We start from the raw sequence: 26,592 nt of genomic DNA on the forward strand, positions 1-26,592 counted from the left end.
TTAGCCTCCAAGCTTACTTTTATCGCGCACCGCGCCTTTATCGGCGCTGGTGGCAAGCATGGCATAAGCGCGCAGAGCGAAGGAAACCTGGCGTTCACGGTTACGAGGAGTCCAGGCTTGTGCACCGCGAGCTTCCTGCGCTTCACGACGAGCAGCCATTTCCTGATCGCTCAATTGCAGTTGGATCCCGCGGTTCGGGATATCAATCGCAATCATGTCGCCATCTTCAATCAGCGCAATATTGCCGCCGCTTGCCGCTTCAGGCGAAACGTGACCGATAGAAAGTCCAGAGGTACCACCAGAGAAACGTCCATCAGTGACCAGCGCGCAGGCCTTGCCCAGCCCCATAGATTTCAGGAAGGTCGTTGGGTAGAGCATTTCCTGCATGCCCGGCCCACCTTTTGGCCCTTCGTAGCGAATAACGACCACGTCGCCCGCGACGACTTTGCCACCCAGGATTGCCTCAACCGCATCATCCTGGCTTTCGTAGACTTTTGCAGGGCCACGGAATACCAGGCTTTCGTCGTCCACACCCGCTGTTTTCACAATGCAGCCATTTTCAGCAAAGTTGCCGTAAAGCACCGCCAGTCCACCTTCCTGGCTATAGGCATTTTCTTTGGAACGGATACAGCCGTTTTGGCGATCAACATCCAGAGAATCCCAACGGCAGGACTGCGAGAAAGCTTTTGTGGTACGAATGCCCGCCGGACCTGCGGAGAACATGCTTTTCACGCTTTCGTCTTTGGTCAGCATGACATCGTACTGTTCCAGCGTTTGCGTCAGGGTCAGACCAAGAACGTTTTTCACATTGCGATGCAGTAAGCCACCGCGATCCAGTTCGCCCAAAATACCGATTACGCCACCCGCACGGTGAACGTCTTCCATATGGTATTTCTGGGTGCTCGGCGCAACTTTACACAGCTGAGGCACTTTGCGGGAAAGCTGGTCGATATCCGTCATGGTGAAATCGAGTTCTGCTTCCTGGGCTGCCGCCAGTAAATGCAGAACTGTATTCGTTGAACCGCCCATCGCGACATCCAGCGTCATAGCGTTCTCAAACGCTTCTTTGCTGGCGATGCTACGTGGCAACGCACTTTCATCATCCTGCTCGTAATAACGTTTGGTCAGAGCGACGATGCGTTTACCGGCATTCAGGAACAACTCTTTACGATCGGAGTGCGTGGCCAGCAGAGAACCGTTACCCGGCTGAGAAAGGCCCAGAGCTTCAGTCAGGCAGTTCATCGAGTTAGCCGTGAACATACCGGAACAGGAGCCGCAGGTTGGGCAAGCGGAACGTTCGACCTGCTCGCTTTGCTCGTCGCTCACTTTCGGGTCCGCGCCCTGAATCATCGCGTCCACCAAATCCAGCTTAATGATTTGGTCTGACAGTTTGGTTTTCCCGGCCTCCATCGGGCCGCCGGAAACGAAGATGACCGGGATGTTCAGGCGAAGTGACGCCATTAACATTCCCGGGGTGATTTTGTCACAGTTAGAGATACACACCATGGCATCGGCACAGTGTGCATTAACCATGTACTCCACGGAATCGGCAATCAGCTCGCGGGACGGCAGGGAATAAAGCATACCGCCATGGCCCATCGCGATGCCGTCATCCACGGCAATGGTGTTAAACTCTTTCGCCACACCGCCGGAGGCTTCGATTTGTTCGGCGACTAATTTGCCCAGATCGCGCAGGTGAACGTGGCCCGGTACGAATTGGGTAAAGGAGTTAACTACCGCAATAATTGGCTTGCCGAAATCGTCATCGGTCATTCCGGTTGCGCGCCACAGTGCGCGGGCACCCGCCATATTACGGCCATGGGTGGTGGTAGCTGAACGGTACTTTGGCATGCTGATTTACTCCAGTCTGTCAGGGTGCGGACGGTTTGTTACCCTCCGCCTGATTATTATTTTTACTGTGGGTTTACCGGATCTAACCAGCCCCATTTATCTTCGGTTTCACCCGTGAACAGGCCAAAGAACGCCTGCTGAATACGCTTGGTTACTGGCCCACAGCGGCCTTCGCCCACCTGAATACCATCAACGCTGCGTACCGGCGTAATTTCCGCGGCGGTACCGGACATGAAGACTTCATCCGACAGATAGAGCGATTCGCGGGAAAGCACCTGCTCGCGCACCTCGATACCCAGATCTTTTGCCAGCTTGATAATGGCGTCGCGGGTAATGCCAGGCAGCGCGGAAGAGGTAAACGGTGGAGTAAACAGCACGCCATCCTTCACTTCAAAGAGGTTTTCACCAGCGCCTTCTGACAGGAAGCCCTGCACGTCCAGCGCGATCCCTTCCTGATAACCATGGCGACGAGCTTCACTGCCAACCAGCAAAGAAGAGAGATAGTTACCACCGGCTTTCGCCGCGGTTGGAATAGTATTTGGTGCGGCACGGTTCCAGGAGGAAACCATTGCGTCGATCCCTTGATCCAGCGCTTCTGCGCCGAGATAAGCACCCCATGGGAAGGCTGCGATGATCACATCAGTGGTATAACCGTCCGGCGGGTTAACGCCCATACCCACATCACCCACAAAGACCAGAGGCCGGATGTACGCGCTGCTCAGGTTGTTTTTACGGATAACGGCACGACAGGCTTCCATTAACTCATCAACACTTTGCGAAACCGGGAAACGGTAGATTTTGGCGGAGTCACGCAGACGCTGCATGTGTTCGCGATGGCGGAACACCACTGGGCCAAGGTGTGATTCGTAGCAACGGATGCCTTCAAATACGGAGGTGCCGTAGTGCAACGCGTGGGACATAACGTGGACTTTCGCCTCGCCCCACGGGGTCATTTCACCATTGAACCAGATGTAATCAGCTTTCTTCGTTGTCATGTTGCTTCCTTTGCGCTCAGGCGCGGATTTGTTGTGTTGTTGGTTGCTGGATTTCTACGCAGGCGACGTCGACCAGCTTGCTTAATTGACTAAACAGTAATTCGACCGGGCGCAGGCTTGCAACGGTCAATTCGATATTAATGTTGTCCGAACTCCCCAGAGTCACCATGTTCATCGAGCAGAGCTGAAAACCACGGTGGCGAACCACACGCAATACGCGCTCAAGGGTTTCAGGGCGAAAACGGGCCTGCACGGCGAGCTGATGTTGCATCATGATAATTTCTCCAGCATTTGCGAGTTACTGGCACCGGGTGGTACCAACGGCCAGACGTTTTCGTACTCATCGATTGAAACATGCAGCATGTAGGGACCTTCGCTGTTCAACAGCGCATCGATGGCATCTTCTACCTGGTCTTTACGGGTGATGTGCTGGCCTGGGATGCCGAAGGCGCGGGCCAGCATGAGGAAATCGGGATTATCGGAGAGGTTAGTTTCGCTATAACGTTCTGAGAAAAACATCTGCTGCCACTGGCGAACCATGCCTAACCGCTGGTTATCCAGCAAAACGATCTTCAGCGGCAGCTGTTTTCGTTTGACGGTGCCCAACTCCTGAACATTCATCATGAACGAGCCGTCACCTGAGATACAGATAACCGTATCGTTCGGTCGTGCAACTTGTGCGCCAACGGCTGCGGGCAAACCAAAGCCCATCGTGCCCAGGCCGCTGGAGGTAATAAAGTTTTCCGGACGGGTGAAGGTCATGTGCTGAGCCGTCCACATCTGGTGCTGGCCTACATCCGTGGTAACCACGCAATCCTGCTGTTTACGGTCGGAGATCTGCTTGAGCAACAGCGGAGCAAAAATGGCCTCGCCCGGATGATCGTACCGCCATGGGTTAGTTTCCCGTAATGCCACGACTTCCTGCTGCCATTCGCTGATATCCAGCGGCTGCTGCAGCGCCTGCAATAACTGAGTTAAATCTCCCTGCAGGCCAACGTGTGCCTGGCGTAATTTTCCCAGTTCGGCGGGGTCGATATCCATATGGATGACTTTGGCATGCGGTGCGAAGGTGTTCAGCTTGCCGGTCACGCGGTCGTCAAATCTGGCGCCTACCGCAATCAACAAGTCGCATTCCTGTACGGCCAGATTAGCTGCTTTCGTACCGTGCATCCCCAGCATGCCTGTATAAAATGGATGCCCGGCAGGTACAGCACCCAGTCCTTTCAGGGTCACGGCAGAAGGCATATTCGTTACCGCGATAAATTCGCGCAGGGCAGGTACTGCCTGTGCCATCCCAACGCCGCCGCCTACATACAGCATCGGTTTGCTGGCGCTGGCTAATAATTCGCGAGCCTGATTCAGTTCACTATAAGGCAGGGTAAACTCTTCTTCGATGGTGGACAGCCAGGGTTCCAGTTCTCCTTGTGCTAACTGAATATCTTTAGGGATATCAACCAGTACAGGGCCAGGGCGGCCGGAGTTAGCGATTTCGAAGGCTTCAGCGAGAACGCGAGGTAAATCATCCAGCGACTCGACGAGGAAACTGTGTTTGGTACAGGCCAGCGACAGACCTAAAACGTCAACTTCCTGAAAGGCATCGGTACCGATGTAAGGAGCAGCAACCTGGCCGGTGATAGCAACAACGGGAACGGAGTCTAATAGCGCATCAGCAAGGCCGGTGATCAGGTTCGTTGCTCCAGGCCCGGAAGTTGCAATGCAAACGCCAGTTTTCCCTGTAGAACGCGCGTAGCCTATTGCCGCCATCGCCGCGCCCTGCTCATGACGACAGAGTAAATGCTCTACCCCGCCGTCGTACAACGCATCGTAGACAGGCATGATCGCGCCGCCAGGATAACCGAAAACAGTCTCAACACCCTGCGCTCGCAAAGCATGTACCACCCACTGTGCACCATTCATAGTTTGTTCCCCGCCTCAATTCCGCATAAACAGCATATTATGCTGAAACACTTCTTCTGTTTTCTTTAGGAATTCTATGCCCAATAAAAAACCCCCGGACCTTTCGGTGCGGGGGTTCTTTTCGATTCAGGCTTGATTTTTAAGCCTTTCCTTCTCCAAGTGCAGCCCCGCACGGTGGGATAATAATCACCACCACGCTAATCACGACCAGGCTAATCACTCGTAGAAGGGCTTTCATATTCTGTATGTTCTGACATCTAGTTCGAAGTAATGCCTACAGAGTTATCACAGAGACAAAGGTAAGCACAAGATTTTTTTATGACACCATCGACATGTTTAAAATAATGAAAACTAAAAATCATTATTTTTCATGGCATAAGGCGATAGTGAAAAAAATTCACTCTTCTCCGATTTGAAGCCATTTTACTTCGCATACTAATAATAAAATTATACTGCGAATCCTTTCACAAAAATTCCTGCAATGCTGAAACGGCCCCAAAAATGCTGGAACAGGCTTCCAGAGAAAAATCTTCCCGGTTTGGCGATATACAGATGAACTGGCAGGGTAAGACATCTTCTAAGGAGGGAGTATGTCACTGGCAGTCATCAACACACGAGCCGCACTCGGCATTACCGCTCCACTGGTCACCGTTGAGGTTCACCTGAGCCAGGGGTTGCCGGGCTTAACGCTGGTTGGCTTACCGGAAACAACCGTAAGGGAAGCTCGTGACCGCGTACGTAGCGCTTTGATTAACAGTGGCTACACATTTCCGGCAAGAAAAATAACCATCAATCTGGCGCCAGCCGACCTGCCAAAAGAGGGGGGAAGATATGACCTTCCAATTGCTCTCGCGCTGCTCGCAGCCTCTGAGCAGCTTTCCATGGACAATCTGGATCGATATGAGTTCGTAGGGGAGTTAGCGCTTACAGGCGCTTTACGGGGCGTTCCTGGTACTATTTCCGCTGCAATGGAAGCCCTGAAAGCCGGGAGGAGCATCATTGTCGCAGAAGAAAATGCTGGCGAGCTTGGCTTAATTAAACAACCTGGCTGCCTTACAGCAAATCATCTTACGCAGGTATGCGCCTTTCTTGAAAAAAAAGGGGAACTGAACCGCCCAGAGCCGCAGCGAGAATGGCAGTCAGATAATACGGAGGATATAAACGAAATTTATGGCCAGTCACAGGGAAAGCGAGCCTTAGAGATTACGGCCGCCGGTGGGCATAACTTACTGCTAATCGGGCCGCCGGGTACGGGAAAAACCATGCTTGCCAGCCGCCTGACGACAATCATGCCTTCCCTCAACGATGTGGAAGCCCTCGACAGTGCGGCGATCCTGAGCCTGGTCCATCCCCATGACCTGCAAAAGAAATGGCGTCAGCGCCCTTTCAGAGCGCCCCACCACAGCGCTTCGTTGACAGCTATGGTCGGCGGAGGCGGGATCCCTGCGCCGGGGGAGATATCTCTCGCTCATAATGGCATCCTGTTCCTTGATGAGCTGCCCGAGTTTGAAAGACGCGTACTGGATGCGTTACGTGAACCCATAGAGTCCGGGGAGATTCATATTTCGCGAACCCGAGCGAAAATCACCTATCCCGCGCGTTTCCAGCTTCTGGCGGCGATGAATCCCAGCCCTACCGGCCACTATCAAGGAAGACACAACCGTTCCTCACCAGACCAGACATTGCGTTACCTGAGCCGTCTGTCCGGGCCTTTTCTTGACCGCTTCGATCTTTCCGTAGAAATTCCCCTGCCACCATCCGGAATGCTGAGTAACCCGGGAAATAAAAGTGAAAGCAGCAGTGAGGTCAAAACCAGAGTAGTAAGGACACAGCAGCGGCAATACCTGCGGCAGAACAAGCTGAATGCACGGTTAAGTAACCGTGAAATACGGAAGCATTGTGATATAGCTCAGGATGATGCGGTATGGTTGGAAGAGACGTTGGTGAAGTTAGGGTTATCAATACGGGCGTGGCAACGGCTACTAAAAGTTGCAAGGACCATTGCGGATCTGCAGGAGGTAGAAAAAATCAGGCGGGAACATCTTCTTGAGGCGCTTAGCTACCGGGCAATAGACCGCATGCTAATTCATCTGCAACAGCTGGTGGGATAAAAAAATGGGGCCGAAGCCCCATTTTTGTTAATCGTCGCTGTCGGTGAAATCTTCCACCGTATCCATCTGCGGCTTGCCGCCAGACAGGGTATGGAAACGCTTAGGGCGCTTGATGCGTGACATATACTTGCTCCACACGCGCTCTGCTTCCGTGACCGGCTCACGCTGCCCACGGCATACTGCAACGAATAACACTTCTTCTTCTGTATCTGGTTCACGCTTGCCGAGATCCAGCTCATTGAACGCAAAACCATGACGTTCAAGCAACTGTGCCTCTTTAATGGTGAAATCACCATGGCGAGCGAACCCGCGTGGATAATGTTTATTGTCGAAAAACCGATTAGTCGTCGTAAAGCTTTCCGCCATCCTACACGCTCCTAATTCTCTTGGCCGAGCTATTTATGGCGCGGAGTATTAGTTACGCTTGACAGAGCGTCAAACAAAACATTTAAATCATAACGACAAATTATTTTTGGGAGCGAGTTGTGGATACCGAATTACTGAAAACCTTCCTGGAAGTGAGCCGCACCCGTCATTTTGGGCGTGCTGCTGAAGCACTCTATCTAACGCAGTCCGCCGTGAGTTTTCGTATTCGCCAGCTCGAAAATCAACTGGGTGTGAATCTTTTTACCAGACATCGCAACAACATACGGCTAACCACCGCTGGCGAGCGTCTGTTGCCCTACGCTGAAAACCTGATGAGCATCTGGCTTGCGGCCAAGAAAGAGGTTTCTCATACCTCCCAGCACAATCAGATTACCATTGGTGCCAGCGCCTCGTTATGGGAATGCCTGCTTTCTGAGTGGTTAACTTCACTTTATCAGCAACATAGTGGGTTTCAGTTCGAAGCACGAATTGCACAGCGTCAGTCGCTGGTTAAACAGCTCCATGAACGCCAGCTGGATTTGCTCGTCACCACCGAAGCGCCAAAAATGGACGAGTTCGCCAGCCAGTTATTAGGTCACTTCGACCTGGCCCTTTTCGCTGCATCGCAGCAGCAGAAAAAAGAAGATCTCACTTACGTACGACTGGAGTGGGGTCCAGATTTCCAACAGCATGAGGCAGGGCTGATCAGCAATGATGACATTCCAATCCTGACGACAAGTTCAGCGAAGATAGTCAGTAACATGCTCAAATCGCTTAATGGATATGCGTTTTTACCCGTCGAATGGGCTAGAGGACAGGATGGAATTTATCAGATGGAAGAAACGAAACTGCTATCCCGACCGCTGTATGCCATTTGGTTACAGAACAGTGATAAACAGAGCATAATCAAAGAGTTACTCAAAACACAACTTGTAGCGCAGTAATGCGCTTTTGTTTTTAAAGGAAGGAATTTACTGAATTTCAGGCAAAAAAAATCCTTTGCCTAAGCAAAGGATCATTATATGGCAGGGGCGGAGAGACTCGAACTCGCGACACCCGGTTTTGGAGACCGGTGCTCTACCAACTGAGCTACGCCCCTAAATGACGCTTATTATTAAGCCCGCTGATTAAGCAGGCATAATTTTTTTATTAAGTGGCGGAACGGACGGGACTCGAACCCGCGACCCCCTGCGTGACAGGCAGGTATTCTAACCGACTGAACTACCGCTCCACCGAATTTCTTACAACCACCAGGTGTCACTCTGGCTTTTACTGCTTTGAATTTGGAGCCTGGCAGTTCCCTACTCTCGCATGGGGAGACCCCACACTACCATCGGCGCTACGGCGTTTCACTTCTGAGTTCGGCATGGGGTCAGGTGGGACCACCGCGCTAGTGCCGCCAGGCATATTCTGTGTATTGACCGTTATACTTCCGTATAACCATCAACTTAAATCTGGAACATTCAGCTGAAAATCAAATCTCTCACCAAAACACCTTCGGTGTTGTAAGGTTAAGCCTCACGGATCATTAGTACTGGTTAGCTCAACGTATCGCTACGCTTACACACCCAGCCTATCAACGTCGTAGTCTTCAACGTTCCTTCAGGACTCTCAAGGAGTCAGGGAGAATTCATCTCGGGGCAAGTTTCGCGCTTAGATGCTTTCAGCGCTTATCTTTTCCGCATTTAGCTACCGGGCAATGCCATTGGCATGACAACCCGAACACCAGTGATGCGTCCACTCCGGTCCTCTCGTACTAGGAGCAGCCCCCCTCAATTCTCCAGCGCCCACGGCAGATAGGGACCGAACTGTCTCACGACGTTCTAAACCCAGCTCGCGTACCACTTTAAATGGCGAACAGCCATACCCTTGGGACCTACTTCAGCCCCAGGATGTGATGAGCCGACATCGAGGTGCCAAACACCGCCGTCGATATGAACTCTTGGGCGGTATCAGCCTGTTATCCCCGGAGTACCTTTTATCCGTTGAGCGATGGCCCTTCCATTCAGAACCACCGGATCACTAAGACCTGCTTTCGCACCTGCTCGAGCCGTCACTCTCGCAGTCAAGCTAGCTTATGCCTTTGCACTAACCTCACGATGTCCGACCGTGATTAGCTAACCTTCGTGCTCCTCCGTTACGCTTTAGGAGGAGACCGCCCCAGTCAAACTACCCACCAGACACTGTCCGCAACCCGGATTACGGGTCTACGTTAGAACACCAGCCATTAAAGGGTGGTATTTCAAGGTTGGCTCCACAAGAACTGGCGTCCTCGCTTCAAAGCCTCCCACCTATCCTACACATCAAGGACCAGTGTTCAGTGTCAAGCTATAGTAAAGGTTCACGGGGTCTTTCCGTCTTGCCGCGGGTACACTGCATCTTCACAGCGAGTTCAATTTCACTGAGTCTCGGGTGGAGACAGCCTGGCCATCATTACGCCATTCGTGCAGGTCGGAACTTACCCGACAAGGAATTTCGCTACCTTAGGACCGTTATAGTTACGGCCGCCGTTTACCGGGGCTTCGATCAAGAGCTTCAGCTTGCGCTTAACCCCATCAATTAACCTTCCGGCACCGGGCAGGCGTCACACCGTATACGTCCACTTTCGTGTTTGCACAGTGCTGTGTTTTTAATAAACAGTTGCAGCCAGCTGGTATCTTCGACTGCCTTCAGCTCCAGGAGCAAGTCCCTTCACCTACCAGCAGCGTGCCTTCTCCCGAAGTTACGGCACCATTTTGCCTAGTTCCTTCACCCGAGTTCTCTCAAGCGCCTTGGTATTCTCTACCTGACCACCTGTGTCGGTTTGGGGTACGATTTGATGTTACCTGATGCTTAGAGGCTTTTCCTGGAAGTGCGGCATTTGTTACTTCAGCACCGTAGTGCCTCGTCATCACACCTCAGCGTTAGATAGAGTTCCGGATTTACCTAAAACTCCCGCCTACATGCTTAAACCGGGACAACCGTCGCCCGGCTAACATAGCCCTCTCCGTCCCCCCTTCGCAGTAACACCGAGTACAGGAATATTAACCTGTTTCCCATCGACTACGCCTTTCGGCCTCGCCTTAGGGGTCGACTCACCCTGCCCCGATTAACGTTGGACAGGAACCCTTGGTCTTCCGGCGAGCGGGTTTTTCACCCGCTTTATCGTTACTTATGTCAGCATTCGCACTTCTGATACCTCCAGCAGACCTCACAGTCCACCTTCGACGGCTTACAGAACGCTCCCCTACCCAACAACGCATAAGCGTCGCTGCCGCAGCTTCGGTGCATGGTTTAGCCCCGTTACATCTTCCGCGCAGGCCGACTCGACCAGTGAGCTATTACGCTTTCTTTAAATGATGGCTGCTTCTAAGCCAACATCCTGGCTGTCTGTGCCTTCCCACATCGTTTCCCACTTAACCATGACTTTGGGACCTTAGCTGGCGGTCTGGGTTGTTTCCCTCTTCACGACGGACGTTAGCACCCGCCGTGTGTCTCCCGTGATAACATTCTTCGGTATTCGTAGTTTGCATCGGGTTGGTAAGCCGGGATGGCCCCCTAGCCGAAACAGTGCTCTACCCCCGAAGATGAGTTCACGAGGCGCTACCTAAATAGCTTTCGGGGAGAACCAGCTATCTCCCGGTTTGATTGGCCTTTCACCCCCAGCCACAAGTCATCCGCTAATTTTTCAACATTAGTCGGTTCGGTCCTCCAGTTAGTGTTACCCAACCTTCAACCTGCCCATGGCTAGATCACCGGGTTTCGGGTCTATACCCTGCAACTTAACGCCCAGTTAAGACTCGGTTTCCCTGCGGCTCCCCTATACGGTTAACCTTGCTACAGAATATAAGTCGCTGACCCATTATACAAAAGGTACGCAGTCACCCCATAAAAGAGGCTCCCACTGCTTGTACGTACACGGTTTCAGGTTCTGTTTCACTCCCCTCGCCGGGGTTCTTTTCGCCTTTCCCTCACGGTACTGGTTCACTATCGGTCAGTCAGGAGTATTTAGCCTTGGAGGATGGTCCCCCCATATTCAGACAGGATACCACGTGTCCCGCCCTACTCTTCGAACTCACAGTATGTGCATTTTAGTGTACGGGAGTATCACCCTGTACCCTGCGACTTTCCAGACGCTTCCACTAACACACAAACTGATTCAGGTTCTGGGCTGTTCCCCGTTCGCTCGCCGCTACTGGGGGAATCTCGGTTGATTTCTTTTCCTCGGGGTACTTAGATGTTTCAGTTCCCCCGGTTCGCTTCGTTAAGCTATGTATTCACTTAACGATAGTGTGTCGAAACACACTGGGTTTCCCCATTCGGAAATCGCCGGTTATAACGGTTCATATCACCTTACCGACGCTTATCGCAGATTAGCACGTCCTTCATCGCCTCTGACTGCCAGGGCATCCACCGTGTACGCTTAGTCGCTTAACCTCACAACCCGAAGGTGTCTCGTAAGACACAATCGTATGTTGTGAAAATTTGAGAGACTCGAACATATCGTATTCCCATTCCTTATTACGGAGGAATGAGACGACATGTCGTTTCAATTTTCAGCTTGTTCCGGATTTTTAAAGAGCAAATATCTCAAACATAACTCAGAGAGTCAGTTTTGAGATATTGAGGTCGGCGACTTTCACTCACAAACCAGCAAGTGGCGTCCCCTAGGGGATTCGAACCCCTGTTACCGCCGTGAAAGGGCGGTGTCCTGGGCCTCTAGACGAAGGGGACACTGAAGTCTCAATCGCAAGACGCCTTGCTTCTTTACTTTCATCAGACAATCTGTGTGAGCACTACGCAAGTTCGTATCTTTCAGGTAAGGAGGTGATCCAACCGCAGGTTCCCCTACGGTTACCTTGTTACGACTTCACCCCAGTCATGAATCACAAAGTGGTAAGCGCCCTCCCGAAGGTTAAGCTACCTACTTCTTTTGCAACCCACTCCCATGGTGTGACGGGCGGTGTGTACAAGGCCCGGGAACGTATTCACCGTAGCATTCTGATCTACGATTACTAGCGATTCCGACTTCACGGAGTCGAGTTGCAGACTCCGATCCGGACTACGACGCACTTTATGAGGTCCGCTTGCTCTCGCGAGGTCGCTTCTCTTTGTATGCGCCATTGTAGCACGTGTGTAGCCCTACTCGTAAGGGCCATGATGACTTGACGTCATCCCCACCTTCCTCCAGTTTATCACTGGCAGTCTCCTTTGAGTTCCCGGCCGAACCGCTGGCAACAAAGGATAAGGGTTGCGCTCGTTGCGGGACTTAACCCAACATTTCACAACACGAGCTGACGACAGCCATGCAGCACCTGTCTCAGAGTTCCCGAAGGCACCAATCCATCTCTGGAAAGTTCTCTGGATGTCAAGAGTAGGTAAGGTTCTTCGCGTTGCATCGAATTAAACCACATGCTCCACCGCTTGTGCGGGCCCCCGTCAATTCATTTGAGTTTTAACCTTGCGGCCGTACTCCCCAGGCGGTCGACTTAACGCGTTAGCTCCGGAAGCCACTCCTCAAGGGAACAACCTCCAAGTCGACATCGTTTACGGCGTGGACTACCAGGGTATCTAATCCTGTTTGCTCCCCACGCTTTCGCACCTGAGCGTCAGTCTTTGTCCAGGGGGCCGCCTTCGCCACCGGTATTCCTCCAGATCTCTACGCATTTCACCGCTACACCTGGAATTCTACCCCCCTCTACAAGACTCAAGCTTGCCAGTTTCAAATGCAGTTCCCAGGTTGAGCCCGGGGATTTCACATCTGACTTAACAAACCGCCTGCGTGCGCTTTACGCCCAGTAATTCCGATTAACGCTTGCACCCTCCGTATTACCGCGGCTGCTGGCACGGAGTTAGCCGGTGCTTCTTCTGCGAGTAACGTCAATCACAAAGCGTATTAAGCTTTATGCCTTCCTCCTCGCTGAAAGTACTTTACAACCCGAAGGCCTTCTTCATACACGCGGCATGGCTGCATCAGGCTTGCGCCCATTGTGCAATATTCCCCACTGCTGCCTCCCGTAGGAGTCTGGACCGTGTCTCAGTTCCAGTGTGGCTGGTCATCCTCTCAGACCAGCTAGGGATCGTCGCCTAGGTGAGCCATTACCCCACCTACTAGCTAATCCCATCTGGGCACATCTGATGGCAAGAGGCCCGAAGGTCCCCCTCTTTGGTCTTGCGACGTTATGCGGTATTAGCTACCGTTTCCAGTAGTTATCCCCCTCCATCAGGCAGTTTCCCAGACATTACTCACCCGTCCGCCGCTCGTCACCCAGGAGCAAGCTCCCTGTGCTACCGCTCGACTTGCATGTGTTAGGCCTGCCGCCAGCGTTCAATCTGAGCCATGATCAAACTCTTCAATTAAAAGCTTGATTTGCTTCAACTCGTGAAGCGGTGCTCAAAAATTAACTTTCGTAATAATTCAACTAAATGAATTACTGCTTGGTCACTCTTCAAGACTTGATATTTTTTTTGCATCCGAAGATGCTGAGATATCAATCCTGCGAGTGCCCACACAGATTGTCTGATAAATTGTTAAAGAGCAGTGAGTTACGCGCTTTCGCTTGCTAACTCGAGGTGGCGTATATTACGCTTTCCTCTTTCAGAGTCAAGCGTTTATTTTCGCTTTCGTCTGACTGACGGGCCGGTTTGTAAGCCGTTGTGCCGTGTCAGTGGAGGCGCAGTATAGGGATTTTTCGGAAGCTGACAACCCCTAATTTGCAATTTTTTACCAAGCGTCGTTTTTTTGCGCTAAACCGCTGCAAACCGCCAGTTTTTCGAGCGTTGTGAAGCCATAGCGATGCAGCACAGGCATTAACTGTGCGGTTTCTGGCGTAAACGCCATGCAAAAGGCCATGTTCAGATCCTTTGATAAAGCTTCCGGGGCTTCGTGTTCTAACAACCATGCCGCACGCCGCGCGATAGCTGCACCGGAATCAATCAGGCGCGTGCCTTCCGGAAGCACCTCAAGCAGTTCTTCCTGTAATAGAGGGAAGTGAGTACAGCCCAGCACAACCGTATCCGGCGGCTCCTTCATGCGTAACCACGGACGGAGGATTTTGCGTAGCTCCTCAAGGGATACCGGTTCACCGTGCAGTTTCGCTTCGGCCAGTTCCACCAGCTCAGCCGATCCCAGCATTTCAATTTTGCACTCAGTAGCGAAGCGAGCCACCAGCTCATGGGTATAAGGACGGCGAACCGTGCCTCGCGTGGCAAGCAGACCAACAATGCCATTAGCCGTCATGCGGGCGGCAGGTTTGATGGCTGGGACGACGCCTACGACTGGGAAAGCAAATTTTTCACGAAGAGCAGGAAGGGAAACCGTACTTGCGGTGTTGCACGCAATAATAGCAAGCGCGAGCGGATAACGTTCCTGAACGGCAGTGACAATGTCGACCACTCGTTCAACAATGAACTCTTCGCTTTTTTCGCCGTAGGGAAACGCTACGTTATCGAAGGCATAGATGTAATGCAGGTCCGGCAGGAGCTGCCGAACCTCGTTATACACTGAAAGCCCCCCGACACCGGAATCAAAGACCAGTACCGTGGGGCGTGCATCAGAAGGTATAGCTGCCAGTGAGGTAGTATTCCCGTCCTGGGGTTTGATAGCCATAAACCGTCTCGTAATCTTTATCGAACAGGTTGGCGATTCTACCACGAACGGTTAGCTGAGAGGTGACTGGATATGAAGCAGATACGTCAACTGTGGTGTAGCTTGGCAATATAGTCTGCGTAGAGCTGTAAGCAGAAGTGTTGTTGTCATAGCGCTTGCCGTAGTACTGCCAGGCCACGTCCATATCGACATTAAACATTGTCCAGTCGAGCTGGTACTTCGCCTGACGCTTCGCACGTCGCGCTAACACTTCGTCATTCTGGTCATTACGCGGATCCATATACTGCAGCGTGACTTTATGACTGAAGATGCCGGTATCAATGCTGCCCGTCCATTCCACACCTTTAATTGTTGCTGAGTCGATGTTGTCATAAGAGCCGGCATAGGACACAGGATCGGAATAGTAGGTGATCAGATTCTGGATTTTGTAACGGTACGCCGACAGACGCCAGTCCAAAGGGCCGGTCAGACCCTCAAGCCCGGCCTCCCACTGTTTAGACTCTTCAGGCTTCAGGTTCGGGTTGGCGTCAATGCCAAATCGCGTTGAGCCAAACTGCTGACCAAGGGATGGTGCAAGGAAGCCGGTGCCGTAAGAAACGGTCGCACGATACCCCTCAACAAATTCCCAGCCCGCAGCGGTTTGCCAGGTGCCGTGCCAGCCAAACTGCTCGTCATGATCTTCACGGCCGGATGCTTCTAATGTCACATCGCCATATTGCTGCTGCCCACTCAGGTAAATCCCGGTGTTGTCACGCTTATAAGTGTCGGAAAGCACGGTGTCAGAAGAGGTCAGGCGCTGCTGCTGCCAGTCCACCCCAGCACTGATCGAGCCGTTGGCAACGACAAAGTTATTGCCCCACTGAAGATTACGCTGAGACATATTGTCGAGCGTAGTACCGTCGTTATAGCGCCCGTACTCGCTGCTGTAATTGTAATCCTTCACTTTCTGGTAGCTGGCAATCAGTTGGGAAGAGTAGATCCCGGAGTTAAAGCGCAGGCCAGCGTCGTAGCCCTGGTTATAGAGCTGTTCTTCATTCGCGCTATAAGAAGGAGAGAATGGCGGGCTACCTAAATCGTAGTCATTGTTATTGGTATAGCTGTGGCCACGGAAGAAACCGTCAAACTCTTCGTTGAATTTATGCTCTACGCTGCCCCAGAACGTTTTATTACGGGAGCCGTCGCGGTCGTTGTCGCCGCTGTAAGTAGAATTCGGCTGGGCGTTAAAGCCTTTCGTGGTGTCGTACGAGCCGGCAATAGTCGCCATGGTATCACCAAAACGATGACGCAGCGTTCCATCATACTGCTGGTAGCCCTTCGACCCCATGCCCGCGGTGATTTGCGATTTCTCTTCGTCGGAGTGGGTGATCACGTTGATGACGCCGCCAATCGCACCGGAGCCATAAACAGCAGAGCGAGGCCCACGGATATACTCAACGCGCTGGACCAGCGAAATTGGGATTTGGTTGAAGTCGGCAGTATTGGAAATACCGGTGCGCGCAACGGGAACACCGTCAATCAGCACCAGAACGTGGCTTGGATTAGTACCGCGAATGAACATGGAGGACGCCTGCCCCATGCCACCGTACTGCGCGATATCCACGCCCGGCAAACGACGCATTACGTCGTTAAGAGATTTTGCCTGCCACTTGTCGATGTCCTGACGGGTAATAATATCCGTCGGCGCAAGCACGGTATTCACCGGCTGCTGGAATCGACTGGCGGTAACCATCAGAGTATCGTCAGAATTGCTGTCTTGCGCCCAGCCAGAAAACGCCGTTACGGATAACGCCGTAAGCAGCGAAACTTTTTGTATCATCATTTATTTAAGCATCCACTTCTAATAAGGATGCCGCAGGCATAACAGATAGCACGCGATAGTTATGCAGATTGCGACGTTAACCGGCAGGTCTTCGGGCTTGGAGGTGTTTTATAGATGAGGACTTCCCACTTATTAATAAGCAGTGTCTGCATTTGCGTTCATCCCACTCTTCCTTACCGCTGCGCGTCAGCCCCAGAATTGCACTGGGTTCCCTTTTAACTCTCAGGAGGCCGGAGAGCGCATGCTACCTGCACCACCGTATAGATGTCCAGACTTCCAGTTATCCCAATGCTGACAAAGAGACTGGACATCCCGAGGGTATTCCCTAAAATCGCCGCGTAGTTTGACTTCATTAACAGGTAGCCGCCATGACACCCGAACAACTCCCGACAGACCAATACGACGCGCAGCTGGCAGAAAAAGTTGCCCGTCTGCAAAGCATGATGGTGCCGTTTGCCGCACCCGCGCCGGAGGTGTTCCGTTCGCCTGTCAGCCACTACCGTATGCGCGCTGAGTTCCGCATCTGGCATGATGAAGACGATCTCTACCATATTATGTTCGACCAGCAGACCAAACAGCGCATCCGGGTCAACAGCTTCCCGGCGGCAAGCTCGCTGATAAATGAATTGATGCCGGCCATGTTAGACGGTGTGCGGGACATTCCCTCTCTGCGCCACAAGCTTTTCCAGATCGATTACCTGACCACGCTCAGCAACCAGGCCGTTGTTTCTTTACTTTATCACCGCAAGCTGGACGACGAATGGCGCGAACATGCCGAAGCGCTGCGCGATTCACTGCGTGCCCGAGGATTGAACGTTCACCTGATTGGCCGGGCGACGAAAACGAAGATCGAACTGGATCAGGATTACATCGACGAATGTCTGCCGGTAGCGGGAAAAGAGATGATCTACCGCCAGGTGGAAAACAGCTTCACCCAGCCGAATGCGGCGATGAATATTCAAATGCTGGAGTGGGCGCTGGACGCGACGAAAAATGCCAGCGGCGACCTGCTGGAGCTGTACTGCGGTAACGGTAACTTTTCTCTGGCGCTGGCGCGCAACTTCAACCGTGTGCTGGCTACTGAAATTGCGAAGCCTTCCGTTGCCGCCGCGCAATACAATATTGCAGCCAACGAAATTGAAAACGTACAGATTATCCGCATGGCTGCGGAAGAGTTTACTCAGGCGATGAACGGCGTGCGTGAGTTCAATCGTTTGAAGGGCATAGATCTGAAGAGCTATCAGTGCGAGACGATTTTCGTTGATCCACCGCGCAGCGGGCTGGATGCCGATACGGTGAAGATGGTGCAGGCTTACCCACAAATTCTTTATATATCCTGCAACCCGCAGACCCTGTGTGAAAATCTGGAAACGCTGAGCGAAACGCATGTTGTTTCACGCCTCGCCCTGTTTGACCAGTTCCCCTATACCCACCATATGGAATGTGGCGTGTGGCTGACGCGCAAATAGCAAAACGGACGCCTCGGCGTCCGTTTTTGTTTGTGGCTGACCTTACTCGGTCATCTGCGCTTTACGGGCACGGATCTTCAGACCGATCCAGAACAGTAGCGCTACAGAGAGCACGGCCGGCACGAAGTTAGAGCCAATCGCCGGATATTCTGCCCGCACTACTGCGCTATACAGCAGGACGCCGAGGATAAAACAAGCCGCGGCTAAGCCTGGCAGGCCCACGGGCATGGTGCGATTCTGGTAGCGTTGGTGCAGACAGTACACCGTCAGCACCAGAGCAATAAGCGGGAATATAGTAAACGGCACGACCGAGCTAAACAGCGCGGCACAGGTTCCGTTGATTGACAGGCCAGCAATAAATGCCAGCACCAGGGTACCTTTCTCTTGTAACTGTTTCATTACTCGTCCTTCATTCTTCGGCTGTTTGCATCAGCGACATTTTCTCTTGTTCCCGACGATACCAGTAATACGCGCCTTTGGAGATCATGCGCAGCTGTAACACCAGGCGTTCTTCGAGCTGGCGCCGCTGGTCGATATCAACGTCCAGCGCCTCGGCACCGGCACTAAATACAATCGTCACCATCGCTTCCGCCTGCGCTTCAGTAAAGCTGCGCGGCATGCGATTTTCGAGTTCTAAATAGTCGGCAAGTTCCGCAATAAAGTGCTGTATTTCGCGCGCTACGGCGGCACGAAAAGCTGCGGAAGTCCCGGAACGCTCACGCAGCAGCAGACGGAATGCGTTAGGGTTATTGCCGATAAACTCCATGAATGTGGAAACGGAAGTGCGGATCACACTCCCGCCTTTAGCAATTCGTTGTCGGGCCTGACGCATCAGCTGGCGCAGCATCAGGCCGCTTTCATCTACCATGGTCAGGCCAAGTTCATCCACGTCGCGAAAATGGCGATAAAACGACGTGGGTGCGATCCCTGCCTCGCGGGCAACTTCACGCAGGCTGAGGCTTGCAAAGCTTCGCTCAGCGCTTAACTGACTAAATGCGGCTTCAATCAGAGAACGTCTGGTTCGTTCTTTTTGTTGTGCTCTTACACCCATCACGTTGCCTGATTCCTTCAAACCGAAATGGCACTATACCAGATACTAACGCTACCGCTTTTAAACAGGATTGTGAATGATTGTTTACGCGAGCGACTTCGCGTTACAAATGAAAAAGCACAGGGATAATTGGGTTATACCGCTGATGATGTTACCATCATGTTGCTTTTATGTATAAGAACAGGTAAGCCTTACCATGCCACACACCTACGATTATGATGCAGTAGTAATTGGTTCCGGCCCGGGCGGCGAAGGCGCTGCTATGGGGCTGGTGAAGCTTGGCGCCAGGGTAGCCGTTATCGAGCGCTACCATAACGTCGGCGGCGGTTGCACCCACTGGGGCACCATCCCATCAAAAGCTCTTCGCCACGCAGTTAGCCGTATTATCGAATTCAACCAAAACCCGTTATACAGCGACCACACCCATCTCCTCCGCTCCTCTTTCGCCGACATTCTTAACCATGCAGACAGCGTGATTAACCAGCAAACCCGCATGCGCCAGAGCTTCTATGAGCGCAACCGCTGCGAGATGCTGCAGGGTGACGCAAGATTTGTGGATGAGCACACCATTGCGCTGGAATGCCACGACGGCTCGGTAGAAATGATTACCGCAGAGAAGTTCGTGATTGCCTGCGGCTCCAGGCCTTATCGCCCGCCGGAGGTGGATTTCTCCCATCCACGCGTTTACGACAGCGACTCTATTCTTAATCTGCACCACGAGCCGCGCCACGTCATTATTTATGGCGCAGGCGTCATCGGCTGCGAATACGCGTCGATCTTCCGCGGCATGAACGTGAAAGTAGATTTAATTAACACGCGCGATCGTCTGCTGGCTTTCCTGGATCAGGAAATGTCGGACTCACTTTCTTACCACTTCTGGAACAGCGGCGTTGTTATCCGCCATAACGAAGAGTTTGAAAGTATCGAAGGCGTGGAAGATGGCGTCATTGTTTCGCTGAAATCCGGCAAGAAAGTGAAAGCCGATTGCCTGCTGTACGCCAATGGCCGTACGGGCAATACGGACTCGCTCTCGCTTGAAAATGTTGGTCTGGAGGCAGACAGCCGCGGCCTGCTAAAGGTCAACAGCATGTATCAGACTGCCCTGCCGCATATCTACGCGGTAGGCGATGTGATTGGTTACCCGAGCCTGGCTTCGGCAGCCTACGATCAGGGCCGTATTGCAGCACAAGCGCTCGTTAAGGGCGAAGCGACGGCGCATCTGATTGAGGATATCCCGACAGGGATTTACACCATTCCTGAAATCAGCTCCGTCGGTAAAACCGAGCAGCAGCTGACCGCGATGAAAGTGCCTTATGAAGTGGGTCGTGCCCAGTTTAAACACCTGGCGCGCGCGCAAATCGTAGGTATGAACGTGGGTACGCTGAAGATTCTCTTCCATCGCGAGACGAAAGAGATTCTGGGGATCCACTGTTTCGGTGAACGCGCTGCGGAAATTATCCATATCGGCCAGGCGATAATGGAGCAGAAAGGTGGCGGTAACACCATCGAGTACTTCGTTAACACCACCTTTAACTACCCGACGATGGCGGAAGCCTATCGGGTAGCGGCGCTTAATGGCTTAAACCGCCTCTTTTAACGCCGAGTCGAAATGGCCGTCCATCTGCGTACGGACGGCCTCTGCCAGCTGCTCATAGCGGCTGCGCAGCGGCGAACCCGGACGATATACCAGGCCCACCGTACGGCGCGGCTCTGGTTTATAACATGGCAGATAAACCACGCCATCGCGTTCACGCTCGTTCGGAACGGCCAGAGCCGGAAGCAGAGTAATACCGCTGCCCGCAGCGACCATGTTACGTAACGTCTCCAGGCTGGTTGCGCGGAAATGCGTGTCTTCTTCAGCGCCCGCCTCAAAGCAGAAGCCCAGCGCCTGATCGCGCAGGCAGTGCCCGTCTTCCAGCATCAGCAGCTTTTCGCCCGCCAGGTCTGACAGCGGCACGCGGTCGCGGTTCGCCCACGGGTGGTCCTGATAAATCGCCAGCACCATCGGCTCGTCGAACAGCGGCACCTCAATAAAGGCCTCACTCTCTTTAACCAGTGCCAGAATGGCACAGTCGAGTTTCCCGCTGTCCAGCTGCGCTAACAGCTGATGGGTCTGCGCTTCGTGGAGATACATTTCCAGTTTTGGGAAGGTTTTGTGCAGCATCGGGATGATTTGCGGCAGCAGATAGGGCCCAACGGTTGGGATCAGACCGATATGCAACGGCCCGGACATCGCCTCGCCCTGCTGGCTGGCCATCTCTTTGAGTACTTTGACTTCACGCAGCACGGTACGAGCCTGATCGACCAGCAGCAGGCCCGCCTGTGTGAATAAAACTTTGCGGCTGGTACGCTCCAGCAGCATGACGCCCAGCTCATCTTCCAGCTTACGGATTTGGCCGCTAAGGGTTGGCTGGCTGACATGGCAGGCATCCGCTGCCCGACGAAAATGGCGATGTTCTGCTAACGCCACCAGGTATTCAAGATCGCGAATATTCATTGTCCATCCTCCGGCGCCATGATAGCCCATGGCGATAGATAGCATAGCAACGAACGATTATCCCTATCAAGAGTGAATGTGAATAATACAAATCAACAGCACGAACGGCTTCACTTACCCATTAAGCGAACGTTCGGCTGAGGAGAAACTCTCTGTTCTCTGACCTTGAAAGCCAACGTGAATTTTTAGCGGACGTGATGTCCGCTTTTTTTTGCCCTGGATCTGGCTGAAAGAGAGATATGCAGGGTGGATTCTTTCACCATAACAAGCTTAAACCAGACGCTGTTTCGCATCCGCAATAGCCTGGGCAACCTGGGCTGGCGACACGCCGCCTTTGGCAGCACGTTTATCCAGGCAGGACTGCAGCGAGAGGATTGAGTAGACGTCATCGCCGATGGTCGCGCTGAACTTTTGCAGATCCTTAAGGAAGAGCGCCTCAAGCGCTTTACCCTGACGAATCGCCTCAACGACCGCTTCACCTACGATGTGGTGCGCTTCGCGGAATGGCACGCCTTTGGCGACCAGATAGTCCGCCAGTTCGGTAGCATTCGCATAGCCCTGCTCTGCCGCTTCTTTACAGCGCGGACGCTTCACCTGAATTCCATCCAGCACCAGCACGGACATGTGCAGACAGTCGAGCCAGGTATCCAACGCGTCGAACAGCCCTTCTTTATCTTCCTGCATGTCTTTGTTGTAGGCCAGCGGTAAACCTTTCAGCGTCATCATCATGCCGGTCAGCGCGCCCTGTACGCGGCCGCACTTGCCGCGAATCAGCTCCAGCGCGTCCGGGTTTTTCTTCTGCGGCATCAGGGAAGAGCCGGAAGTCACGCGGTCGGACAGCTCAACAAAACCAGCTTCACCGGTATTAAAGAAGATCAGGTCTTCTGCAAAGCGGGAGAGATGAACCATGCCGATAGAGGCATCGGAGAGCAGCTCGAGGACATGGTCACGGTCGGAGACGCTGTCCAGGCTGTTGCGGGTTGCCGAGGCAAAGCCCAACCAGCCGGCCAGCTGTTCACGGTCAATTTCATAAGCGGTACCCGCCAGCGCGCCGCAGCCCAGCGGGCTGACGTCCAGACGCTCCAGTGTGCTTTGCAGGCGGCTTTCATCACGCGCCAGCATCTCAACGTACGCCAGGCACCAGTGGGCAAAAGTGACCGGCTGTGCGCGCTGCAGGTGGGTATAGCCAGGCATGACGGCATCCTGGTTATTTTCTGCGGTTTCCACCAGCGCCTGCTGCAGCTGGCGGGTTGCCATCAGCAGTTCGCCGATCTGCATTTTGCACCACAGCTTCAGGTCGGTGGCGACCTGATCGTTACGGCTACGGCCAGTGTGAAGCTTCTTACCCAGCGCGCCCGCCTTGTCGATGAGTTTACCTTCCACCCAGCTGTGAATATCTTCCGCATCGCTTGCCAGAATGGCCTGCGGATTAGCCTGCACTTCTTCAAGCAGTACGTTCAGCGCCTGCTCAAGCTCAACCTGCTCGGCCTGAGTCAGCACGCCAACGGTGACCAGCGCTTTGGACCAGGCGACAGAGCCAACGATGTCCTGTTCAGCCAGGCGGTAATCAAAGCGCAATGAGTCATTGAACTGTTTGAACCGCTGGTCAGCTGCCTGTGTAAAACGTCCACCCCAAAGTGCCATAGTCATGCTCCATTAAATATTCTTCATTACTTTGTAGGGCGGATAAGCCTGCGCCATCCGCCATCAAGCGGTGGATGACGCAGGCTTATCCACCCTACGATTTTATTACTTCTTCAGCTCGTTCAGCGCACGAATACGGGATGACAGCGAGAACAGACGGATAAAGCCGCCCGCGTGGCTGTGGTCATACACTTCGTCTTCGCCAAACGTTGCGAACTCTTCGCTGTACAGGCTGTTCGGGGATTTCTTCTGCAGCGCGGTAACCTGCCCTTTGTACAGCTCAAGCACCACTTCGCCGTTCACTTCTTCAGCCAGGGATTCAGCAGACGCCTGCAGAGATTTACGCAGCGGCGCGAACCAGCGACCGTCGTAAACGACATAGGACATTTCCAGACCCAACTGCTCACGCCATTTGAAGCTATCGCGATCCAGCACCAGCTGCTCAACGCCACGCAGGGCCGCCATCATGATGGTGCCTCCTGGGGTTTCGTAGCAGCCACGGGACTTGATACCCACCAGACGGTTTTCAACGATATCGATACGACCGATGCCGTGCTTAGAACCAATGGCGTTCAGGGTTTCCAGACATTTGAACGGGCTCATCGTTTCGCCGTTCACGGCAACCACTTTGCCCTGCTTAACGGTAACAGTCACCTGCTCCGCCTGGTCCGGTGCTTCTTTAGGATCGACGGTCCACACCCAGCAATCTTTGTTCGGTGCGTTCCACGGGCTTTCCAGCACGCCGCCTTCGGTAGAAATGTGCCAGGCGTTCTCGTCGCGGCTGTAAATTTTTTCCAGCGATGCGGTAGTCGGAATATCACGCTCTTTCAGGTAATCCAGCAGCGCTTCACGGGAACGCAGGTTCCACTCACGCCATGGCGCAACGACTTTCAGGTGCGGAGCCAGGGCAGCCCAGGTCGATTCGAAGCGCACCTGGTCGTTACCTTTACCGGTCGCGCCGTGGCACAGCGCATCTGCGCCAACTTTATTAGCCACATCCACCAGCGCCTTAGCAATCAGAGGACGAGCCATAGAGGTGCCCAGCAGGTAGCTGCCTTCATACAGCGCGCCAGTTTGCAGCACCGGGTAAACATAGTCGCTGATGAACTCTTCACGTGCATCCACTACGTAGCATTCCGTTGCGCCTGAGCGCAGTGCTTTTTGCTCAACGCCTTTCAGATCGTCACGATCCTGGCCGATATCCACCACGCAGGCGACCACTTCGCAGCCACCGTAGTTTTCTTTCAGCCAAGGAATGATCGCTGAGGTGTCGAGGCCGCCGGAGTAGGCGAGAACAATTTTTTTGATGCCGTGATTTTGCATTGTCTTATCCTTCAAAAACATATTTTAAACTAGGCCAGAATCCGGGTGCCAATGGCGACGCCGTTAAACAAAGAGGGGAGCTGATCCGCATGGCGCCATGAGGCGATATCCACCGGACGACCCAGCGTGCGGGCTGCATCCAGCGCCGCGTTAACTTTTACAATCATGCCGTCGGTAATGATGCCCTGAGCGATCAGCTGCTCCGCCTTCGCCGCCGTCATTTCGGCGATGCGCTGCCCTTTACCGTCCAGAATGCCGCTGACGTCAGAGAGCAGTATCAGATCCGCCCCCAACGTTGCCGCCAGCGCGGTCGCCGCCTGATCGGCGTTTACATTCATCAGTTCACCTTCGGCAGTCACGCCAATTGAACTGACAATCGGCAGGAAACCGCCGTCCAGCAGGGCGTTAATCAGCTTAGCTGAGCCGGGCTTCGCCAGACCGACGTGGCCCAGATCTTCATCCAGCTTAGTGACGGTCACGCTGTCTCCATCACCCAGGCAGAGGCCTACGGCGTTAATAGCGTGTTTCTTCGCCCACGCCAGTAAAGTTTTATTAGCTGTTCCCGCCAGCGCACCGGTAATGATGTCGATCTGGTCAGCAGGCGTCACGCGCAGGCCGTTTTTCTTGGTCACCGGCAGGGAGAGCTTTTTCATTAGATCATCCACCAGGCAGCCGCCGCCGTGAACAATAACCAGCGGGCGCTCGTGGGACTGACGATAGTTGACCAGCGCGGTAAACAGACGCTCCAGCGCCTCTTCGCTATCCAGCAGTACGCCACCTAATTTGATAATTAACGGATTCATCGTGTCACCCGGCTGTCGGTTAAATAAGAGACTGCGTTTCGGCGAAGCCAAAACGAATATTCAGGCACTGTACGGCCTGGGCCGAAGCACCTTTAAGAAGATTATCTTCCGTCGCCACGACGATCAGATGTTCATCCTGCACCGCAAAGCCAATATCGCAGAACGGCTGCCCCACCACGTTTTTCAGCGCCGGGACGCCTTTGTCATACAGGCGCACCATCGGCTTATCTTTATAAGCCTGCTGGAAGACCTCGCTCACCTGCTGCGCGGTCACGCCTTTATTAAGGCGGCAGGTTATCGTCGCCAGAATACCGCGTGGGAAATTACCCAGATGTGGAGTGAAAATGACCTGCGTGCCGAGATGAGTGGCTATCTCCGGCTGATGGCGATGGTTGAAGATGCCGTAGGGTTGCAGGCTAACTTCACAGAAGCTATTGGAAATAGCCGCTTTGCGCCCTGCTCCGCTGACGCCGCTGGTGGCGTTGATCACCGGCCACTGGTTCAGATCCAGCAGGCCCGCGTCAATCAGCGGCTTGAGCGCCAGCTGGGAGGCAGTCGGATAGCAGCCCGGCACGGAAATTAAATTACTCTTTTTGAGCTTATCGCTCTGCCATTCGGCGAGGCCATAAACCGCCTGTTCAAGGAGACCGGGATGCTGATGGGTGAAGCCGTAATAGCGCTGATAAAACTCCGCATCATTCACCCGAAACGCGCCAGATAAATCGATGACCACGCAGCCCGCAGCTAAACACTGGGGAACCAAATCGTGGCTGACCTCATGGGCTGTTGCCAGGAACACCACATCGACGCCATCGGTAAATTCGCTGATATCCGACATAGCCTGTAACGGCATGTCGACTATGCCTTTGAGCTGCGGATGCAGATCGGAAAGCAATTTTCCTGCGTCATTACTTTGCGCTGAAACCGTCAAAGCGGTTATGTTCATATGAGGATGACGATTCAAATAGGTTACAAGCTCTGCGCCTGCATAACCGCTAGCACCAACAATCAGCGTATTCAACATCTGGGCTGTTCACCTTCTTGGTCGTGATTACTATAAATGACGAGAATTCGTGGTTTCATTACGGCGCGCATTATTGTATTTTTATTCAATATTAATGCATGATTATGTATACTATTCCAAGCTAAGGCCTGTCA

General features: G+C 53.2%; 20 protein-coding genes, 3 tRNA genes, 3 rRNA genes and 1 riboswitch. Of the genes, 4 read left to right on the top strand and 22 right to left on the bottom strand.

Features of this window, described 5'->3' with window-relative positions; translation table 11 throughout:
* The 6 genes from ilvD to ilvL form a co-directional block, all read right to left on the bottom strand.
* Nucleotides 1–1,851: a dihydroxy-acid dehydratase gene (gene ilvD / locus ACA108_21365; GenBank protein XEX95826.1), complete on the bottom strand. Its 1,851-nt coding sequence runs from the start codon at nucleotides 1,849–1,851 to the stop codon at nucleotides 1–3.
* A 62-nt stretch (nucleotides 1,852–1,913) separates the two neighbouring features.
* Nucleotides 1,914–2,846, bottom strand: coding sequence for a branched-chain amino acid transaminase (locus ACA108_21370; protein XEX95827.1), 933 nt, complete (start codon nucleotides 2,844–2,846; stop codon nucleotides 1,914–1,916).
* Between the two features lie 16 nt (nucleotides 2,847–2,862).
* Entirely contained in the window at nucleotides 2,863–3,120 is a 258-nt protein-coding gene (gene ilvM / locus ACA108_21375; GenBank protein ID XEX95828.1) for an acetolactate synthase 2 small subunit, read from the bottom strand.
* Nucleotides 3,117–4,763 carry an acetolactate synthase 2 catalytic subunit gene (gene ilvG / locus ACA108_21380; protein XEX95829.1) on the bottom strand — a complete coding sequence of 549 codons (1,647 nt, stop codon included), beginning with the start codon at nucleotides 4,761–4,763 and terminating at the stop codon, nucleotides 3,117–3,119. The genes ilvM and ilvG overlap by 4 nt, the downstream gene beginning before the upstream one ends.
* Before the next feature lie 37 nt (nucleotides 4,764–4,800).
* On the bottom strand, nucleotides 4,801–4,893 hold the full coding sequence (gene tilS, locus ACA108_21385) for a tRNA lysidine(34) synthetase TilS (protein ID XEX98179.1): 93 nt from the start codon (nucleotides 4,891–4,893) through the stop codon (nucleotides 4,801–4,803).
* 9 nt (nucleotides 4,894–4,902) lie between these two features.
* Nucleotides 4,903–5,001, bottom strand: a complete 99-nt coding sequence (ilvL, locus tag ACA108_21390; GenBank protein XEX95830.1) for an ilv operon leader peptide — start codon at nucleotides 4,999–5,001, stop codon at nucleotides 4,903–4,905.
* 352 nt (nucleotides 5,002–5,353) lie between these two features.
* On the opposite strand from ilvL, the gene ACA108_21395 reads away from it, so the two are divergent.
* Nucleotides 5,354–6,874, top strand: coding sequence for a YifB family Mg chelatase-like AAA ATPase (locus tag ACA108_21395; protein ID XEX95831.1), 1,521 nt, complete (start codon nucleotides 5,354–5,356; stop codon nucleotides 6,872–6,874).
* A 27-nt stretch (nucleotides 6,875–6,901) separates the two neighbouring features.
* On the opposite strand, the gene ACA108_21400 is transcribed toward ACA108_21395, so the two are convergent.
* The gene (locus tag ACA108_21400) at nucleotides 6,902–7,240 is read right to left on the bottom strand and encodes a DUF413 domain-containing protein (GenBank protein ID XEX95832.1); all 339 of its coding nucleotides are present in this window, start codon (nucleotides 7,238–7,240) and stop codon (nucleotides 6,902–6,904) included.
* A 119-nt stretch (nucleotides 7,241–7,359) separates the two neighbouring features.
* Here ACA108_21400 and hdfR point away from each other — a divergent pair, with 119 nt between their 5' ends.
* A complete protein-coding gene (gene hdfR, locus ACA108_21405) occupies nucleotides 7,360–8,184 on the top strand; it encodes an HTH-type transcriptional regulator HdfR (GenBank protein XEX95833.1) in 825 nt (274 codons plus the stop codon).
* A 79-nt stretch (nucleotides 8,185–8,263) separates the two neighbouring features.
* Here hdfR and ACA108_21410 read toward each other — a convergent pair.
* The 8 genes from ACA108_21410 to btuB all read right to left on the bottom strand — a co-directional run bounded on the left by ACA108_21410 (nucleotide 8,264) and on the right by btuB (nucleotide 16,644).
* Nucleotides 8,264–8,339, bottom strand: a tRNA-Trp gene (locus ACA108_21410).
* Between the two features lie 55 nt (nucleotides 8,340–8,394).
* Nucleotides 8,395–8,471 (bottom strand) — tRNA-Asp (locus ACA108_21415).
* Between the two features lie 57 nt (nucleotides 8,472–8,528).
* Nucleotides 8,529–8,644, bottom strand: a 5S ribosomal RNA gene (gene rrf / locus ACA108_21420).
* Between the two features lie 103 nt (nucleotides 8,645–8,747).
* Nucleotides 8,748–11,656, bottom strand: a 23S ribosomal RNA gene (locus ACA108_21425).
* Between the two features lie 221 nt (nucleotides 11,657–11,877).
* Nucleotides 11,878–11,953: transfer RNA gene (locus tag ACA108_21430), tRNA-Glu, on the bottom strand.
* Between the two features lie 86 nt (nucleotides 11,954–12,039).
* Nucleotides 12,040–13,579: ribosomal RNA gene (locus tag ACA108_21435) — 16S ribosomal RNA — on the bottom strand.
* Together the 16S, 23S and 5S rRNA genes with 3 tRNA genes alongside form the textbook arrangement of a ribosomal RNA operon.
* 364 nt (nucleotides 13,580–13,943) lie before the next feature.
* Nucleotides 13,944–14,828: a glutamate racemase gene (gene murI, locus ACA108_21440; protein ID XEX95834.1), complete on the bottom strand. Its 885-nt coding sequence runs from the start codon at nucleotides 14,826–14,828 to the stop codon at nucleotides 13,944–13,946.
* A complete protein-coding gene (gene btuB, locus ACA108_21445) occupies nucleotides 14,773–16,644 on the bottom strand; it encodes a TonB-dependent vitamin B12 receptor BtuB (GenBank protein XEX98180.1) in 1,872 nt (623 codons plus the stop codon). The genes murI and btuB overlap by 56 nt, the downstream gene beginning before the upstream one ends.
* 67 nt (nucleotides 16,645–16,711) lie before the next feature.
* A riboswitch (cobalamin riboswitch) is annotated at nucleotides 16,712–16,897 on the bottom strand.
* A gap of 118 nt (nucleotides 16,898–17,015) precedes the next feature.
* On the opposite strand from btuB, the gene trmA reads away from it, so the two are divergent.
* Complete coding sequence (trmA, locus tag ACA108_21450; protein ID XEX95835.1) at nucleotides 17,016–18,116, top strand: tRNA (uridine(54)-C5)-methyltransferase TrmA; 1,101 nt, start codon at nucleotides 17,016–17,018, stop codon at nucleotides 18,114–18,116.
* 42 nt (nucleotides 18,117–18,158) lie between these two features.
* Here trmA and ACA108_21455 read toward each other — a convergent pair whose 3' ends face one another.
* Both ACA108_21455 and fabR read right to left on the bottom strand, forming a co-directional pair.
* Nucleotides 18,159–18,515: a YijD family membrane protein gene (locus ACA108_21455; protein XEX95836.1), complete on the bottom strand. Its 357-nt coding sequence runs from the start codon at nucleotides 18,513–18,515 to the stop codon at nucleotides 18,159–18,161.
* A gap of 10 nt (nucleotides 18,516–18,525) precedes the next feature.
* A complete protein-coding gene (gene fabR / locus ACA108_21460; protein ID XEX98181.1) occupies nucleotides 18,526–19,167 on the bottom strand; it encodes an HTH-type transcriptional repressor FabR in 642 nt (213 codons plus the stop codon).
* 196 nt (nucleotides 19,168–19,363) lie between these two features.
* Here fabR and sthA point away from each other — a divergent pair, with 196 nt between their 5' ends.
* Complete coding sequence (gene sthA, locus ACA108_21465; protein ID XEX95837.1) at nucleotides 19,364–20,764, top strand: Si-specific NAD(P)(+) transhydrogenase; 1,401 nt, start codon at nucleotides 19,364–19,366, stop codon at nucleotides 20,762–20,764.
* Here the strand turns inward: sthA and oxyR are convergent.
* The 5 genes from oxyR to argC form a co-directional block, all read right to left on the bottom strand.
* Nucleotides 20,747–21,664: a DNA-binding transcriptional regulator OxyR gene (oxyR, locus tag ACA108_21470; protein ID XEX95838.1), complete on the bottom strand. Its 918-nt coding sequence runs from the start codon at nucleotides 21,662–21,664 to the stop codon at nucleotides 20,747–20,749. The two genes, sthA and oxyR, sit on opposite strands and share 18 nt — an antisense overlap.
* 270 nt (nucleotides 21,665–21,934) lie before the next feature.
* Nucleotides 21,935–23,308, bottom strand: a complete 1,374-nt coding sequence (gene argH, locus ACA108_21475; GenBank protein ID XEX95839.1) for an argininosuccinate lyase — start codon at nucleotides 23,306–23,308, stop codon at nucleotides 21,935–21,937.
* 105 nt (nucleotides 23,309–23,413) lie between these two features.
* Nucleotides 23,414–24,631, bottom strand: coding sequence for an argininosuccinate synthase (locus ACA108_21480; GenBank protein ID XEX95840.1), 1,218 nt, complete (start codon nucleotides 24,629–24,631; stop codon nucleotides 23,414–23,416).
* Nucleotides 24,632–24,660: 29 nt separating this feature from the next.
* Nucleotides 24,661–25,434 (bottom strand): acetylglutamate kinase, encoded by a 774-nt coding sequence (argB, locus tag ACA108_21485; protein ID XEX95841.1) that lies wholly within the window; start codon nucleotides 25,432–25,434, stop codon nucleotides 24,661–24,663.
* 19 nt (nucleotides 25,435–25,453) lie between these two features.
* The gene (argC, locus tag ACA108_21490) at nucleotides 25,454–26,458 is read right to left on the bottom strand and encodes an N-acetyl-gamma-glutamyl-phosphate reductase (protein ID XEX95842.1); all 1,005 of its coding nucleotides are present in this window, start codon (nucleotides 26,456–26,458) and stop codon (nucleotides 25,454–25,456) included.
* Nucleotides 26,459–26,592 lie beyond the last annotated feature (134 nt).

Origin of the sequence: Dryocola sp. LX212 (genome assembly GCA_041504365.1) — a bacterium.
Taxonomy (GTDB): domain Bacteria; phylum Pseudomonadota; class Gammaproteobacteria; order Enterobacterales; family Enterobacteriaceae; genus Dryocola.

Excerpts from the sequence above, each read along its gene's own strand:
- ilvM (XEX95828.1), bottom strand. The coding sequence starts at position 3,120 with ATGATGCAACATCAGCTCGCCGTGCAGGCCCGTTTTCGCCCTGAAACC.
- fabR (XEX98181.1), bottom strand. The coding sequence starts at position 19,167 with ATGGGTGTAAGAGCACAACAAAAAGAACGAACCAGACGTTCTCTGATT.
- oxyR (XEX95838.1), bottom strand. The coding sequence starts at position 21,664 with ATGAATATTCGCGATCTTGAATACCTGGTGGCGTTAGCAGAACATCGC.
- trmA (XEX95835.1), top strand. The coding sequence starts at position 17,016 with ATGACACCCGAACAACTCCCGACAGACCAATACGACGCGCAGCTGGCA.
- murI (XEX95834.1), bottom strand. The coding sequence starts at position 14,828 with ATGGCTATCAAACCCCAGGACGGGAATACTACCTCACTGGCAGCTATA.
- ilvL (XEX95830.1), bottom strand. The coding sequence starts at position 5,001 with ATGAAAGCCCTTCTACGAGTGATTAGCCTGGTCGTGATTAGCGTGGTG.
- ACA108_21400 (XEX95832.1), bottom strand. The coding sequence starts at position 7,240 with ATGGCGGAAAGCTTTACGACGACTAATCGGTTTTTCGACAATAAACAT.
- argB (XEX95841.1), bottom strand. The coding sequence starts at position 25,434 with ATGAATCCGTTAATTATCAAATTAGGTGGCGTACTGCTGGATAGCGAA.
- ilvD (XEX95826.1), bottom strand. The coding sequence starts at position 1,851 with ATGCCAAAGTACCGTTCAGCTACCACCACCCATGGCCGTAATATGGCG.
- argC (XEX95842.1), bottom strand. The coding sequence starts at position 26,458 with ATGTTGAATACGCTGATTGTTGGTGCTAGCGGTTATGCAGGCGCAGAG.
- ACA108_21455 (XEX95836.1), bottom strand. The coding sequence starts at position 18,515 with ATGAAACAGTTACAAGAGAAAGGTACCCTGGTGCTGGCATTTATTGCT.
- btuB (XEX98180.1), bottom strand. The coding sequence starts at position 16,644 with ATGATACAAAAAGTTTCGCTGCTTACGGCGTTATCCGTAACGGCGTTT.
- ilvG (XEX95829.1), bottom strand. The coding sequence starts at position 4,763 with ATGAATGGTGCACAGTGGGTGGTACATGCTTTGCGAGCGCAGGGTGTT.
- ACA108_21370 (XEX95827.1), bottom strand. The coding sequence starts at position 2,846 with ATGACAACGAAGAAAGCTGATTACATCTGGTTCAATGGTGAAATGACC.
- ACA108_21395 (XEX95831.1), top strand. The coding sequence starts at position 5,354 with ATGTCACTGGCAGTCATCAACACACGAGCCGCACTCGGCATTACCGCT.
- ACA108_21480 (XEX95840.1), bottom strand. The coding sequence starts at position 24,631 with ATGCAAAATCACGGCATCAAAAAAATTGTTCTCGCCTACTCCGGCGGC.
- sthA (XEX95837.1), top strand. The coding sequence starts at position 19,364 with ATGCCACACACCTACGATTATGATGCAGTAGTAATTGGTTCCGGCCCG.
- argH (XEX95839.1), bottom strand. The coding sequence starts at position 23,308 with ATGGCACTTTGGGGTGGACGTTTTACACAGGCAGCTGACCAGCGGTTC.